Genomic DNA, 17,823 nt, shown 5'->3' with positions numbered 1-17,823 from the left:
CTGGTGCTTGCCAAGCCGGACGGCCATCAGGACCCGGTCTATCTGGCGGAGCTGATGCGCCGGGAAGGCGTGACCGCAGCGCATTTCGTGCCATCCATGTTGGCGGTGTTCGTCGCCGACGCGGTCGAGGTGACCACGCTGCGCGACGTGTTCTGTTCCGGCGAAGCACTACCCGCTGGGACAGCGCAGCGGATGCGGGAACTGACGGGCGCGCGGGTGCACAACGGCTACGGACCCACCGAAGCCGCGGTCGAGGTGACGTTCCATGAGGTCACCGACGCCGATACCCGCACCGTGCCGATGGGCGCACCGATCTGGAACACCCGGACGTACGTGCTCGATGCGCGGCTGCGGCCCGTCCCCGCGGGTGTGCCAGGGGAGTTGTATCTGGCAGGGGCGCAGCTGGCCCGTGGCTATTGGGGAAGAGCGGATCTGACGGGTGATCGGTTCGTGGCTGACCCGTTCGGTCCGGCAGGCGATCGCATGTACCGCACCGGCGACCTCGTGGTGTGGACCTCTGCCGGAGAGCTGGAGTACCTGGGGCGCACCGACTTCCAGGTGAAGATCCGTGGGCTGCGGATCGAACTGGGCGAGATCGAGTCGGCACTGGTGTCCATGCCCGCCGTTGCCCAGGCTGTTGTTCTGGTTCGGGGTGACCACTCGACCGGCGACCGACTGGTGGCCTATCTGGTGGCGGAAAGCCCGGTCGACATCGACGAGCTACGTGCCGAATTGGCGACGCGGCTGCCGGGATACATGGTGCCGCAGGCCTTCGTGACGCTTGACCATCTTCCGGTCAACGCTTCCGGCAAGCTGGATCGTAAAGCGTTGCCCGCGCCGGTCCTTCCTTCTACGGAATTCCAGGAGCCTACCGGTCAGGCGGAAGTGCTTGTCGCCGAGACGTTTACGGCCGTGCTCGGCACCGACCGAATCGGCGCGGATGATGACTTCTTCGCGCTCGGTGGCAACTCACTGATTGCCACTCAACTGGCTGCCCGGCTCGGGAAGGCCACCGGCACCCAGGTCCCGGTGCGCACGATCTTCGACGCGTCCACCGTTCGTGGGCTGGCTCGGCGGCTCACGGTCGACCGGCTGGCCGACGCCGAATCCACCGTCCTGCCGCCGCTCACGGCACCTGATCGACCCGACCCGATCCCACTGTCGATCGCCCAGCAGCGCATGTGGTTTCTCAACCGGTTCGACACCACGAGCAGCGGCTACAACATTCCCTTCGCGCTGCGGCTCACCGGCGCGCTGAACGTCCCCGCCCTCGAGGCGGCCATCACCGACGTCATCGCGCGGCACGAGACGCTGCGCACGATCTACCCCGAACACGACGGTGCCGCAATACAGGTGGTGCTCCCCGCAGAGACAAAGCTGGTCGACCTGGTGGCCCGCCCGGTGCGCCCGGGCGAGCTCCCCGAACTCATCGCCAACGCGGCGTCGAACGGATTCGACGTCACGGCCGAGGTTCCGCTGCGAGTTCGCCTGCTGCGTTTGGACGATGGCGAGTCGGCCGTGTCAGCGGGCAGCCGCGTGCACGTCCTGCTCTTCGTCGTCCACCACATCGCAGCCGACGGTTGGTCTTTCGCACCGCTGACGCGCGACCTGGCGGCCGCTTACGTCGCACGATGCGCGGACTCCGCTCCGGCATGGAGTCGGCTGGCCGTGCAGTACGCCGACTTCGCGGTCTGGCAGCGCACCGCGCTCGGCTCGGCCGAAGACCCGCGCTCGGTACTGTCGCGTCAGCTGCGATTCTGGACGGACCGACTCGCGGGCATCCCCGACCTGTTGCTGTTGCCGTCGGACCGCCCGCGTCCCGCGGTCGCGACCAACCGCGGCGGGGCGATCACCGGGCGGCTGGATCCGGCGCTGCATCAAGAGATTCAAGACTTGGCTGCCACCCACCGGGTGACCCCGTTCATGGTGCTGCACGCCGCGCTGACGGTGGTGCTGAGCCGCTACGCCGCGACCACCGACATCGCGATCGGCGCTCCTGTCGCGGGCCGAGGTGACGCGGCGCTCGACGAACTCGTGGGCATGTTCGTCAATACCTTGTTGCTGCGCACCGAGATTCGGCCGGATGCGACCCTGGCCGAGTTGCTCGCCACCGTCCGTGCGACCGACCTCGCCGCATTCGACCACGCGATGGTCCCATTCGAGCAACTCGTCGACGCCCTGAATCCGGTCCGGTCTCAGGCACACTCGCCGCTCTACCAGGTCGCACTCACTCTCCAGAACCACGCGGAACCAGACTTCCAGCTGCACCGGCTGAACATCGCCGCGCTCGAGGTCGGCCCGGCACCGATCCAGCTGGACCTGGACTGGACGCTGACCGACCGCTACGACGCGAACGGCACGCCCGCGGGCATCGACGTCCACCTGCATTACGCGCTCGACCTGTTCGACGAGCCGACCGTGTTCGGTTTCCTCGCCGCCTTCGAGCGAGCCTTGCGGGCAATGGTGCGCGACACTCGCACACTGGTCGGCAATGTCGACCTGATGTCGGGTGCCGAACGCGGCCTGCTGCTGTGCGACCGCAACGCCACCGCCCGGGTGCTCCCGCCGGAGACGCTCGACGATCTGCTCACCACGCGAGCGGCGGCGAGCCCAGAGGAGATCGGGGTGTACTACGAGGGCACTTCGGTGACCTACGCCGAGCTCGCGTCACGGGTGAATCGCCTCGCCCGCTGGCTCATCGCGGCGGGTGTCGGCCCGGAGACGATCGTCGGCCTCGCGGCACTGCGGTCCGTCGACATGCTCGTGACGATGTCCGCGATCGTGCGTGCGGGCGGCGCCTATCTGCCGATCGATCCGGCGCACCCCGCCGATCGCATCGCCCAGCTAATCGATAGCGCTGCACCGGCATTGGTGTTGTCAGTCGGCGGCGCGGTGCTGCCGGAACTCGAAGACACCCGCGTGGTCGAGATCGCTGACCTCGTCCTCGACGACTTCTCCGACGCTCCCGTGACCGAGGCAGAGCGGAGAGTGCCGCTGCGCCAGGACAATACAGCGTACGTGCTGTTCACCTCCGGCTCGACCGGCCGCCCGAAGGGCGTTGCCGTCACCCACCGCGCCATCATGAATCAGCTGCGCTGGCTGGAATTCCGCTACGAGGTGACCGCGGCCGACCGGATTCTGCAGCGGGCCCCGCTGACCTTCGACGTGTCGGTGTGGGAATGCTTCCTGCCGATCGCCGTCGGCGCGCCACTGGTGATCGCCCGCCCCAGCGGGCATCTGGACCTGGCATACCTCGCGGGCCTGGTTCGCACGCACCACATCACCATCGCGGAGTACGTGCCGTCGGTGCTCGCCGCGCTGATCGGTGAGGGCATGGGCGATGCGCTGCGCTCCTTCCGGCACCTGCACTGCGGCGGCGAGGCGCTCACCCCGGATCTGCTCGCGTCACTCCGATCCGGCTTCGACGGTGCGGTGCACAACGCGTACGGGCCGACGGAAGCGGCGATCTCGGCCGTCTTCCACGAGTTCACCGACGCCGACGTCGATTCCGGTCGGGAGGTGGCGATCGGCCGCCCCTGCTGGAACACCCGCGCGTACGTGTTGGACACCCGGCTGCGCCCGGTGCCGATCGGGGTCACGGGTGAGTTGTATCTGGCCGGCGACCAATTGGCTCGCGGCTATCAGGGGCGGCCGGGGCTGACGGCGGAGCGGTTCACCGCGGATCCGTTCGGGGTACCGGGGCGGCTGATGTATCGCACCGGCGACCTGGTGCGCTGGAATCGCGATGGCGATCTGGTGTACCTGGGCCGCAACGACTTCCAGATCAAGCTACGCGGCCAGCGGATCGAGCTCGGCGAGATCGAGGCGGCACTGGCCGGTGTGGCGGGTGTGGCGAACGCTGCCGTGTTGCTCACCCGGGACACATCGGGATACGAATGTCTGGTCGGCTACGCCACCGGCACGGAGCTGATTCCCGAAGCCGTACTCGCCGACCTACGGGATCGACTGCCCGCGTACATGGTTCCCGCGCACCTGGTCGTGCTCGACGAGATGCCATTGAGCACGGCCGGCAAGCTCGACCGTGCTGCGTTGCCCGCCATCGAATTCACCGGCGCCACAGTGGGATTCCGTGCTCCGCGTGAGGGTGTCGAGTCGGTGCTCGCCGCGTTGATCACGGACCTGGTCGGCGCTGCGGGCAACCGGATCGGCGCGGACGACGACTTCTTCGCCCGCGGCGGCAACTCGTTGCTCGCCATGCGCCTTGTCGCCAGAGCGAATGCGACATTCGATTGCGCACTGACAGTCCGTGCGGTGTTCGAGGCACCGACAGTGGCTGAACTCGCCACGCGGGTTGCGCATTCCGCGCGGCTTGCCACGGAGACGCCAAGGCCGGAACTAGCGGCTCGCGAGCGTCCGGCTCGTATTCCCTTGTCGCTCGCGCAGACTCGGATGTGGCTGTTGAATCGCCTCGATCCGGCATCGGCCGTCTACAACATTCCGATCACCATCAGGCTCACCGGCGCCTTGGACACGGACGCATTGCGGGCGGCTTTGCGCGATGTCATCGACCGGCACGAAGCGCTGCGCACCGTATTTCCTGCCGACCAGGCGGGCCCCACGCAGGTGGTGCGCACCGGCGGCGAGGTAACCGAGCTCGACCTGCACCCCGTGGACGTGATCGAAGCAGACCTTGCGTCCTCGGTCCTGGCGGTGACTGCTGTCGGCTTCGACCTGCGCACCCGGATGCCGGTGCGGACAAGCCTGTTCCGTGTCTCGCCGGACGAGCACGTGCTGGTCGTCGTGGTTCATCACATCGCCGCGGACGGTGTCTCTACCGCGCCGCTCGCCCGGGATCTCATGGTCGCCTACACCGCACGGACAACCGGTGTCGCCCCGCAATGGCGTCCGCTGCCGGTCCAGTACGCCGACTTCACCCTGTGGCAGCACGAGGTACTCGGCGCGGCCGACGACCCGGATTCACTGCTGGCCGCGCAGATCGCGCACTGGCGCCATGAGCTCGCCGGACTCGCCCCGGTTCTCGAACTCCCCGCCGATCGGCCCCGCCCGCCCGTGGCCTCCGGGCGCGGTGCGGCCCTCGAGTTCGCCGTGCCGACCGCGTTGACCAGCGCGGTTGCGGATCTGGCACGCAGACATGGTGTTTCGTCGTTCATGGTCATCCACGCCGCCTTCGTCACCGTGCTGGCTCGGCTGGCCCGGGTGGACGACGTGGCCATCGGCACCCCGATCGCGGGCCGGTCCGAGGCGGCATTGGACGACCTCGTCGGCATGTTCGTGAACACGCTCGTGCTGCGTTCCCGAGTAGCGCCCGGCATGTCGTTCGCCGAACTGCTGCGGGAGGTCCGTGACACCGATGTGCGCGCCTTCGCGCATGCTGATCTCCCCTTCGAACGACTCGTCGATGAGCTGAATCCAGTCCGCGCACAGTCACATTCCCCGATCGTGCAAACCCTGCTCACCTTCGAACACCGCGGCGACACCGTGCTGCGACTGCCGGGGCTCGAGGTGTCGGCGTACCCGATGGACAGCCAGGTCGCGCAATTCGATCTCGCCCTCGAACTCACCGAACACCTCGCCGACAAGGGCACCGCACTGCGTGCCGTGCTGCGCTACGCGACAGACCTTTTCGAACGCAGCACCGTCGAGTCGTTCGCGGCCCGGTTCGTGCGCGTGCTCGAAGCTGTCGTGACGAACCCGTCCGTCCTGCTCGGCGACGTCGAGTTGCTGGACGCCGCAGAGCGCACGCTCGTGCTGGAACGCTGGAACGACACGGCACACCCGGTAGCTGCCGGACACACACTGGTCTCACTGTTCGAGGCGCAGGTAGCCAGGACACCGGAGGCGTCCGCGCTGACCTTCGAGGGCACCAGCCTGTCGTACGCGGACTTCGCGGCTCGCGTGCATCGCTTGGCACGGTGGCTCGTTGCCCAGGGCGTCGGACCGGATTCTCTTGTGGCGCTGGGCATGCGGCGATCGGTCGACCTGGTGACCGGCATGTACGCGGTCACCGTGGCTGGTGGCGCATACGTCCCGCTCGACCCAGACCATCCCGCCGAGCGCATCGACCACGTGCTCGAAACGGCCAGACCGGTGTGCGTGCTCACCTCCGGCCTGGACTTGGATGATGTTGCGGCGCGGCAGATCCGGATCGATCGACTCGATCTCATCGCGTACGCGCCGACACCACTGACCCACCTGGATCGGATCGGCGTGCTGACACCGGCGCACACCGCCTATGTCATCTTCACCTCCGGCTCGACCGGCCGCCCCAAGGGTGTCGCCATCCCGCATGCCGCCATCGTGAACCGACTGCTATGGATGCAGCAGACGTACGGGCTTACTGCCGACGATGTAGTGCTGCAGAAAACACCGGCCACTTTCGACGTTTCCGTGTGGGAATTCTTCTGGCCGTTGCAGATCGGCGCGCGCCTCGTGATTGCCCGCCCCGACGGCCACCGCGACCCCGCCTACCTGGCCCGATTGATCATCGAAGAGCGGGTCACCACCGCCCATTTCGTGCCCGCCATGCTGTCGATGTTCATTCTCGAGCGAAGGGCAAACGAGTGCATTACGCTCCGCAACGTATTCGCCTCCGGTGAGGCATTGCCCGCGCTGGCCGCGCAGCGGGCGCGTGAGGTGATCGGAGCGCGGGTGCACAACCTGTACGGACCGACGGAGGCCACCGTCGACGTCACCTGCCACGAGGTGACCGATGCCGATGTGGTGTGCGTTCCGATCGGCAAGCCGGTCTTCAATACCCAACTGCTGGTGTTGGATTCGCGGATGCGGCTGGTCCCGGTCGGAGTGCCGGGGGAGCTGTATCTGGCGGGTGTGCAACTGGCGCAGGGCTACCTATCCAGACCGGATCTGACGGCGGAACGGTTCGTCGCCAATCCTTTCGGCGCCAGCGACCGGATGTATCGGACTGGTGATCTCGTCAAGTGGACTACCAGTGGTGAACTGGAATACTTGGGCCGCACCGATTTCCAGGTGAAACTGCGCGGTCTGCGCATCGAACTCGGCGAGATCGAGACGGCGCTGACAGCGGTGGATTCGATCGCGCAGGCCGTTGCGGTGCTGCATTCCGACGATCGACTCGGCGATCGGCTGGTGGCGTACGTGGTTGCCGCCGCGGGGCATTCGGTGGAGACCGACCGGGTGCGATCCGTGCTCGGCACGGAACTGCCCGCGTACACGGTGCCGTCGGTGATCATGCCGCTGGCCGAGTTCCCGCTCAACGCCTCCGGCAAGCTCGACCGCAATGCCCTGCCCGCGCCGGTCTTCGCGGCGACCGCCTACCGCGCTCCGGCGACCGACACCGAACGCACGGTCGCCGACATCATCGGCGAGCTACTCGGCCTCGACCAAGTCGGCGCCGATGACGACTTCTTCGCCCTCGGCGGCAACTCGCTGATCGCGACGCAGGTCGCGGCCCGGCTCGGCGCCGCCTTCGACGCCGAGATCCCGGTCCGGATGCTGTTCGAGGCACCGACCGTGGCCGGGCTCGCGGCGCGGGCCGGACGGCACATCGGCACCGGCAGCAGACCACCACTCACCGCACGCCAACGCCCCGAACTGTTGCCGTTGTCACCCGCACAGCAGCGCATGTGGTTCCTCAACCGCTTCGACCCGACCGACACCGTGCACAACATCCCGGTCGTCGTCCGGCTCACCGGCTACCTCGACCCGAATACGCTGGCCGCCGCTGTCGCCGATGTGGTCGGCAGGCATGAAACGCTGCGCACCGTCTACCCGGATATCGACGGCACCGGCTACCAACGGATCCTCGAAGCCGAGCACGTGCCGCCGCTGCAAACACTGGATTCGGCTGCGGCACTGCCGGAGTTCGTCGGCACCCCGTTCGACGTGACCAGCGAAGTGCCGCTGCGCATCGGCCTGATCCGGTTGGCGGATCGTGCACACCTACTCGCCCTCGTCGTGCATCACATTGCTGCCGACGGCTTCTCGATGGCCCCGCTGGCGCGCGATATCGCCGCTGCCTACGCCGCCCGCGCCACCAGAACCGCACCGGCCTGGTCCGAATTGACCTTGCAGTACGCCGATTACGCGCTGTGGCAGCGCGAAGTGCTCGGCGCAGAAGACGATTCGGCGTCGGTGGCCGCCCACCAACTGCGCTACTGGCAGCAAGCGTTGCGTACCTTGCCCGTGCAACTCGATCTGCCCACCGACCGCCCGCGCCCGGCGGTCGCCACCCACGAGGCGGCCAGCACGACAATCACTCTGGACAGCGCTGTCCGCGAAGGCATAACAACCGTTGCGGCCCGCTACGACGCAACCCCGTTCATGGTGGTGCACGCCGCGCTCGCCACCCTGCTCGCACGGCTGTCCGGCACCGACGACATCGCTATCGGCGCACCGATCGCGGGCCGTGGCGATGCCGCGCTCGACGACCTGGTCGGCATGTTCGTCAACACCCTGGTGCTGCGCGCCGAGGTCGCCGGGGCGGACCCGTTCGCCGCAGTACTGCGGCGCGTGCGCGACGGCGACCTCGACGCCTTCGCCCATGCGGAGGTGCCGTTCGAGCGCCTGGTCGAGGTGCTCGATCCGCCACGCTCGGAGGCGCGCCACCCGCTCTTCCAGATCGCGCTGTTATTCCAGAATCTCGCCGACATCGAACTCGATATGGCGGGGGTTACCGTCGCCGAGTACGAGTTAAATTACGACACAACACCATTCGACCTCCAGGTGACCGTGACGGAAGACGCGCTCCGGTTCACCTACGCCACCGACCTCTTCGACGAGAACACCATCGCGACCTTCGGCTCGCGGTTCCTTCGCCTACTCGGTGCCGTCACCGCGGATCCGGAACAAGTGGTCGGCGACATCGACCTGTTCGGCACCGGCGAGCTGCATCGAGTGGTCACCGAGTGGAACGACTCCGCACACACCGCCTGCCTCGCCGAAATGCTCCTCGACGAGTTCGAGGCCCAGGCCGCGGCGACACCGGACGATCCGGCGCTGATCTACGTCCCCGACAGCGCCACCGCCGCGACGACGATGACGTATAGCGAGTTGGACCGCAGGACCAACCAGCTGGCCCGCCACCTGATCGCGGCGAACATCGGCCCGGAATCGTTGGTAGCTCTGGCGCTCCGGCGTTCGGTGGACCTGGTCGTCGCCATGTACGCGGTGCTCAAAGCGGGCGGCGCCTACGTGCCGATCGATCCGGACCACCCGGCCCGGCGGATCGCGCACATCCTCGATACCGCGCAGCCCGCGGCGCTGCTCACTGCCACGGCCGATCGGGCGACTGTCGACTACGCCGGCCCGATCATCTGCGTGGATGCCCTCGCCCTCGACGGCTACACCGATGACCCGATCGCCGTGCACGAACGCATCGCACCGATCCACCCACAGCACCCGGCGTACGTCATCTTCACCTCCGGTTCCACCGGAAAACCCAAGGGCGTCAGCGTCTCCCACGCCGCGATCGTCAACCAGATGACCTGGATGCAGTCCGAATACCGGCTCACCGCCGAGGACGTGTACCTACAGAAGACCGCCACCACCTTCGACGTATCGCTCTGGGGCTACTTCCTGCCGCTGCGCATCGGCGCCACCCTGGTACTGGCCGCCCCGGACGGCCACCGCGACCCCGGCTACCTGACCGAGGTGATCGAGTCCTACGGCGTCACCGTGACCGATTTCGTGCCCTCGATGCTCAGTATCTTCGCCGCACACATCGAAACCACTGGGCTACGAGCAGCTCTCGCCGCACTCCGCACCGTCTTCGTGATCGGCGAGGCGCTGCCCGCCGAGACGGTGCGGGCCTTCGGTGCCGTCTGCCAGGCCGAGCTACACAACCTGTACGGCCCGACCGAGGCGGCGGTGAGCATCACCTACCGCGACGTCGCCGGCAACATCGACGGCACGACCCCGCCGATCGGCAATCCGGAGTGGAACAGCCGCGTCTACGTGCTGGATTCACGGCTGCGCCCGACCCTGCCCGGTGTCGCGGGGGAGCTGTATCTCGCCGGTATCCAGCTGGCCCGCGGTTACCACGGCCGACCCGACCTGACGGCGGATCGCTTCGTGGCCAACCCATTCGGCACGCCCGGTGAGCGCATGTACCGCACCGGCGACCTGGTGCGCTGGGATACCCACGGAGCCGCTGCGGAGCTGATGTACCTGGGCCGCACCGACTTCCAGGTGAAGTTCCGCGGCCAGCGCCTCGAACTCGGCGAGATCGAAGCGGCCCTCGCCGCCGTACCCGGCGTATCCCAAGCCGCCGCAGCCGTAGTCACCACCCGCACCGGCGACCAGCTGGTCGGCTACGTGACCACGCACGCCGCAGTGACCGAAGCCGAGGTGCTGCGCGTGGCCGGTGAGACATTGCCGTCCTATATGGTCCCGTCGACCGTCGTAGTGCTGGAGGCTTTTCCGCTCAACGCTTCCGGGAAACTGGATCGAAAAGCACTGCCGGAACCCGTGTTCGACCGAGTCACCTACCGTGCCCCGATCACCCCGGCCGAACGTCTGGTGGCCGAAGCTTTCGAAGCGGTGCTGGCGACCGGACCGATCGGCGCCGACGACAGCTTCTTCGACCTCGGCGGCAACTCCCTGATCGCCACCCGAGTGATCGCCCGGCTCGGCGCCCGCCTCGGCCATCGCGTTCCGGTTCGGCTGGTGTTCGAGGCGCCGACCGTGCGCGCCATGGCCGCTCGGATTGCCGATGAGGCTGCGGCGCTGGAACAGTCGGTGCCGTTGCTCGCGGGCCCGCGCCCGGCGACGATTCCGCTGGCCCCGGTGCAGCGCGGCATGTGGTTCCTCAACCGACTCGACCCCGCGTCGGCCACCCACAACATCCCCGTCGCGTTGCGCATCGAGGGCGAGCTGGATGTAGAAGCGCTGCGTGCGGCGTTCGCCGATGTTGTTGCTCGGCACGAGGTGCTGCGCACGGTGTATCCCGTCGACGCCACCGGCAGCGGCCATCAGGTGGTCCTTCCGGCCGAGCCGACACCGATACCGCTCGCTATCGAAGAACTCGACGGGCGGGCGATATCCGAGCGGATCACCGAATTCCTCGCCGCCGGTTTCGATGTCACCACCGAGATGCCGGCGCGCGCGGTGCTGCTGCGCGCACACGACGCCGAACACGTGCTGGTCGTGGTGCTGCACCACATCGCCGCCGACGGCTATTCGATGACCCCATTGCTACGAGACCTGTTGTCCGCCTATCTATCGCGTGTGCTGGACACGACTCCGAACTGGCCGGAGCTGTCTGCCCAGTACATCGACTACGCGCTGTGGCATAACGAAGTGCTGGATTCGACAGCAGCAGAACAACTCTCGTATTGGGCGGAGACGCTGCGCGACCTCCCGGCGGAACTGGTACTTCCAACGGATCGCCCGCGTCCGGCCGTGGCCACCGAGCGCGGTGCGAGCGTGCGGGCACGAATCGGTGGCGGCATCGCCGCTATGCTGAGCGATATCGCGTTGCAGCACAACGCAACTCCATTCATGGTGGTGCACGCGGCCTTGTCCGTGCTGCTGGCCCGACTATCCGGCTCCACCGATATCGCCATCGGCACCCCGGTGGCCGGACGCGGTGACGCCGCCCTCGACGACCTGGTCGGCATGTTCGCCAACACCGTGGTCCTGCGCACCCGACCGGATCTCGACCGATCGTTCACCGACCTGATCGCCCAGACCAGAACCACCGACCTGGCCGCATTCGGCAACGCGACCGTGCCGTTCGAGCGCGTGGTCGACGAGCTCGGCATCGAACGCTCCCCGGCCAGGCATCCGCTCTTCACCGTCGCGCTGAGCTACCTGAATACCGGTGCGGCCACCTTCTCGGTGCCCGGCTTGGAACTCACCGCGGTCGAATTCGACGAGCCGGTGGCTCGATTCGACTTGCAGTTCACCGTCGCCGCCGAACCGGATGCCGACGGCCACCTCGCCGTCGAACTCGACTACGCCACTGACCTTTTCGACGAAGCCACCGCGGCGGGCCTGCTACGCCGGTTCGGCCGACTACTCGGCTCGCTCACCAACGAACCCGATAAGCCGATCGGCGCAGCGGACCTCTTGGCCCCGGCCGAACGCGCCGAGCTACTAGCCAGGCGCGGCGCGGAACCCGTCGAACCGCGCACCCTCGCCGAACTGATGACCGCCGCCGTGGCCATGAACCCCGCTGCCACCGCACTGATCTCAACGGATCGCACACTGACCTACCGGGCCCTCGATGAACAATCCTCACGCCTGGCCAGGATGCTGATCGGACACGGCATATGCGCCGAGGACGTGGTCGTCATCGCCATCGCGCGCTCGGTCGAGTCCCTGCTCGCGGTGTGGGCGGTAGCCAAGACCGGTGCCGCGTTCGTTCCCGTAGACCCCACCTACCCGGCAGAGCGCATCACCCACATGCTCACGGATTCCGGTGCCGTCGTCGGACTTACGACGAGCCGATCACACCGAGCGCTGCCGTCGGACACCGAATGGCTGGTGCTCGACGCACCCGCCACCGCGGCCAGGATGCGGCACACCAGCGCCGGTCCGATCGCGGAGGATGAGTTGATTCGTCCAGTGCGCGTAGGCAATCCGGCCTGGATGATCTACACGTCCGGCTCGACCGGAACCCCGAAGGGCGTGCTCGCGACCCACGCCGGTCTCGCCGGAGTGGCCCGCGCCCAGCGCGATCGATACGAGATCACCGCGACCGCGCGCATCCTGCACGTGGCCTCGCCGAGCTTCGACGCGTCCATGCTCGAACTGCTGCTCGCGCTGTCGGCGGGAGCGGCACTGGTGATCGCACCGTCCGGCGTGTACGGCGGTGCCGAGCTGACGACACTCCTGCGCGAGCAACGGGTGTCGCACGCCTTCATCACCCCGGCGGTGGTGCGCACCCTGGACCCGACCGTCCTCGACGACCTGCGGCATCTGACCGTCGGCGGCGAGTCGTACGGCCCGGACATGATGCGGCGCTGGGGAATCGACCGCGCCTTCTACAACACCTACGGCCCGACCGAGACGACGGTCATCACCACGATCAGCACCCGCCTGCACCCGGACGAACCGTTCGACATGGGCACCCCGATCCACGGTATGTCCGCGGTGATCCTCGACGCCCGGCTGCGGCCGGTGCCCGTCGGCGTGACCGGTGAGCTGTACCTGCGCGGCCCCGGCCTGGCCCGGGGATACCACGCGCGACCTGCGCTGTCGGCCGGGCGGTTCGTTGCCGACCCGCACGGTCCCGAGGGTGGGCGGCTGTACCGAACTGGGGATCTGGTGCGGTGGACCACGGCGGGCGCGATCCGCTACGTTGGGCGCTCGGATCAGCAAGTGAAGGTACGTGGGTTGCGCATCGAACTCGGCGAGATCGAGGCGGTGCTCACGGCGCACGCGTCGGTCGCGGCAGCGGCCACCCTGGGGCACACCGATGCCGCGGGAGTGACGTCGCTGGTTTCCTATGTGGTCGGCCGGGCGATAGACGCAGAAGAGCTGCGGCGTTTCGCCGGTCGCTCGCTGGCGGCGTACATGGTGCCCGCCATCGTCATGGTGCTCGACGAACTCCCGCTGACCCCGGTCGGCAAGCTCGATCGGAAGGCACTGCCGGAACCGGAATTCCGGGTGGCCGAGTTCCGTGCTCCCCAGACCGTTACCGAGCACGCCGTTGTCGACGTCATCGCCGATGTGCTCGGCCTCGATGGACCGGTCGGGCTCGACGACGACTTCTTCGCGCTCGGCGGAAACTCGTTGACCGCAACGCAACTCGCCGCTCGGCTCGGCAACAGGCTGGCCGTCGGTATCGGTGTGCGGCAGGTGTTCGAGCACCCGACCGTCGCTGCGCTCGCCGCCGCCGCTTCCGGTGCGGCCCAGTCGGGCCCGGTGCTGGCATGGCGTGCCGAGTCCGGCCCGGTGCCACTGTCGCTGGCACAGCAGCGCATGTGGTTCCTCAACCGTCTCGATCGGCAATCCACTGCCTACAACATCCCCCTGGCAGTGCGGTTGACCGGCGATCTCGATATCGCCGCGCTCAATGCGGCGATCGCGGATGTGGTCGACCGGCACGAGGTCCTGCGCACCGTCTACCCGCAGCACGACTCGGGCCCGGTGCAGGTGGTGCTCCCGGCAGGGGAGTCGGGCATTCCGGTGCTCGCGCCCATCGCCGTCCCCGCCGACGACCTCGCCGCCGCCGTCGCGGACTTCGTCGGCGGTGGATTCGATGTCGCCGAAACGGTTCCGGTGCGGGCTCGGCTGTTCGTGCCGGTCGCCGCCGACGCGGTGGCTCGCGAACACGTGCTGGTGGTGGTCGTGCACCACATCGCGGCCGACGGTTCGTCCCTGGTACCGCTGGCCCGCGACGTGATGGACGCCTACGCCGCACGCAAACACGGCCGCGCACCCGAATGGACCCCGCTGCCGGTCCAATACGCCGACTACAGCCGCTGGCAGCGCGAACTCCTCGGCACCGAGGACGATCCTGATTCGCTGGTCTCGCGCCAACTCCGGTTCTGGACCGACACCCTGGCCGGGTTGCCCGCCCAACTGACCCTGCCCACCGACCGGCCGCGGCCCGCCATCGTCGCCACTCGCGGCGGCCACGTCGATTTCGCGATCGACGCGCGGGCGCACGCCGATCTGGTCACGCTCGGCCGGGAATCGGGGGCCACGCTGTTCATGGTGTTGCACGCCGCCTTCGCGGTGCTGCTCGCTCGGTTGTCCGGCACCACGGACATCGCCGTCGGCACTCCGGTCGCCGGGCGTGGTGCGGCCGAACTCGACGACCTGGTCGGCATGTTCGTGAACACGCTCGTGCTGCGGGCCAGGGTCGACACGGGCAACGGGTTCACCGAGTTGCTCGAGCAGGTGCGTGCCGCCGACGTCGCCGCATTCGCGCATGCCGACGTCCCGTTCGAGCGTCTGGTCGAGGTGTTGAACCCGGAGCGGTCCACCGCGCGGCACCCGCTGTTCCAGGTCGGCTTCTCATTCCACAATCAGGTCGGCGCCGACTTCGCATTGGACGGATTGACTGCCACCGCAGCAGATTTCGACTCCGAGGTCGCCCAGTTCGATCTGCATCTGGTGGTCACCGATCGCTACGACGCAGACGGCACGCCGACCGGGATGGCGGCCGCCATTACCTACGCGACCGCGCTGTTCGACGAGACCACCGTCGCCGGATTCGCCGGTCGGCTACAACGACTCCTCGATGGGGTCTGTGTGGCGCCGCACCTGCCCGTCGGCGACCTGGCTCTGCTCGACCCGGCGGAGTCCGAACGCATGCTCGTCGCGTGGAACCGGGTCGAACAGGAATTCGGCTCTGCCACAATGACTTCCGCCTTCGAGGCACAGGTCGCACGGACACCGGACGCGGTGGCCATCGTCGACGACGCCGATACGCTCAGCTACGCCGAATTCGGTGCGCGAGTGAACCGGTTGGCCCGCGTGCTGATCGGCCGCGGCGTCGGCCCGGAATCGGTGGTCGCCCTGGCCATTCCGCGTAGCGTCGATCTGCTCGTCGCCATGTACGCGGTGGTCACAGCGGGCGGCGCGTACCTGCCGCTCGACCCGGCCCACCCGCTCGACCGGACCGTGCGGATACTCACCGCGGCGGCCCCGGAACTGGTGCTGACCTCGGCAACCCATCCGATGCTGCCCGTCACCGTGTCGAACCACGCCGTCGTGCTGGATGTCTCGATGGTCGACCGGTCCGTCGACGCACGGCCGGTGCGCGACAGCGAGCGGTCGGCGCCGCTGTCGCCGTCGAACACCGCGTATCTCATCTTCACCTCCGGCTCCACCGGAACGCCGAAGGGCGTTGCCGTTCCGCACGCCGCCGTCGCCCACCAGTTGGCCTGGATGCAAGCGGAATACGCCCTGGGGGCCGACGACGCCACCTTGCTGATGACCTCGGCGGCCTTCGACCTCTCGGTCTGGGAATTCTGGTGGGCGCCACGGACCGGAGCCCGGATCGTGCTGGCCCCCGCTGCCGCACAGCGCGACCCGGCCCAGGTGCTCGAGCTGATCCGCCGGGCCTCGGTCACCACCGTGACCCTGGTGCCGTCGCTGCTGGCCATGCTGGCCGAGGCGGCGGGCGATCGGCTGCCGCGCTGCTTGCGCAGGCTGCTCGTCATCGGTGAACCGCTGCCCGTCACCACGGTGCATCGGGTGAGCGGCCAGACCGACGCCCGGATCGACAACCTGTACGGGCCGACCGAGGCCGCGGTGTCGGTGACGCGCTATCGGACCGCCGCAGTGACGAGACACACAGTGGTGCCCATCGGCACGCCCGAATCCGGCAGCCGCGTATACGTGCTCGACGATCGGCTGCATCCGGTCCCGGCCGGCGTCACCGGCGAGCTGTACCTCGGCGGCGCGCAATTGGCCCGCGGCTACCACGGCAGGCCCGAACTGACCGCTGAGCGCTTCGTGGCGGACCCGTTCGGCGCACGGGGCACCCGGTTGTACCGAACCGGTGATCTGGTGCGCTGGGGGGCCGACGGGAACCTGGAGTACGTCGAGCGGCGCGACTTCCAGGTCAAGGTCCGCGGTTACCGCATCGAACTCGCCGAGATCGAGCACGCGTTGCGGTCCCGGCCCGCGGTGGCCGAGGCGATCGTCGTCGCGCAGCACGTCGGCGACGAGAACGCCATGCTGGTCGGGTATTTCACCGCCACCGAAGCGGTCGATACGGACATACTGCGTGCCGCGGTGGCCGATCTGCTGCCCAGCTACATGGTGCCCGCGGTGCTGCGGCAACTGGAAACGCTGCCGCGCAACGCGAACGGCAAGGTCGATCGGGCCGCGTTGCCCAAGCCCGAGGTGCGCGTCAACGAGTTCCGCGCTCCCGCGACGGAACTGGAACGGCAGTTCTGCGCGGGCTTCGCCGAGGTGCTCGGCACCGACCGGATCGGCCTGGACGACAACTTCTTCGAACACGGCGGCAATTCGCTGCTCGCCACCCGCCTCGCCACCCGGCTGAGCGCCGCTCTCGGCGAGCCGATTCCGGTGGTCTGGCTGTTCTCCGCGCCCACACCGGCGGCCATGGTGACCCAGTTGGCGCAACACCGGTCCGGCCGGGGCAGAGTCGACGAGGCCGCCGCGTTCGACGTGCTGTTGCCGTTGCGGTCCGGCGGGTCTCGCGAGCCACTGTTCTGCCTCCATCCGGCGGGCGGCGTCGCGTGGTCGTTCGCCGGGCTCGCCGCCCACATCGACCCGGAGCGCGGCGTGTACGGCATCCAGTCGCCCGCACTGAGTTCCGCGGCGCCCCTGCCGGAGTCGATCGAGGACTGGGCCGCCCGCTATGTGCGCGAGATCCGCGCCGTCCAGCCGGAGGGGCCCTACCACCTGCTCGGGTGGTCGCTCGGCGGCGTGCTCGCGCACGCGGTCGCGGTCCAATTGCAGGACGCGGGCCAGCATGTCGCGCTGCTCGCGATGATGGACAGCTCGCGACAGACCACAGTGGACGGATCCGCGCGGGTTTCCGTCGCGGATTTGCTCGGTGGCTTGCTCGGCGCAGAAACCGCCGACGCCGACCTGGACCTCGCCCAAATGGCGCGGCGGCTGGCCGATTTGCCCGAACCGCTAGCCTCGTTCGGCACCGAGCGGCTGGGCCGGGTGCTGGACGCGGGAGCCCGCGCACCGCAGCTGATCACGCGCTACCGGCCGAGGCCCTACAAGGGCAACCTCGTCTATTTCACCGCGGCCCTCGACGATCCCACCGGCGCGACCGGGGCCGCTACCTGGGCGGATGCCGTCGACGGCACCGTACACAACCACGCCGTGCACGCCGCGCACTGGCGAATGACCACCGAATCAGCGTTGGCCAGGATCGGCCACGTCCTCACGGCTCTGCTGGAGCACGCTGACCGCACCTGA

1 protein-coding gene (only partly in view) is annotated in these 17,823 nt (G+C 68.3%); it reads left to right on the top strand.

Translation table 11 applies throughout. The annotated features are described in order from the left end of the window. Positions 1–17,823, top strand: the 3' portion of a protein-coding gene (locus ACQPW1_RS44415; RefSeq protein ID WP_433659587.1) for a non-ribosomal peptide synthase/polyketide synthase. Its footprint begins 7,428 nt before the window's first position; 17,823 of the gene's 25,251 nt are visible here — the last part of the coding sequence; the start codon falls outside the window, past its left edge; the stop codon is at positions 17,821–17,823.

The sequence above is a fragment of the Nocardia sp. CA-128927 genome (genome assembly GCF_050955855.1).
Lineage (GTDB): Bacteria > Actinomycetota > Actinomycetes > Mycobacteriales > Mycobacteriaceae > Nocardia.
This window is presented reverse-complemented; position numbering and strand designations above follow the sequence as displayed.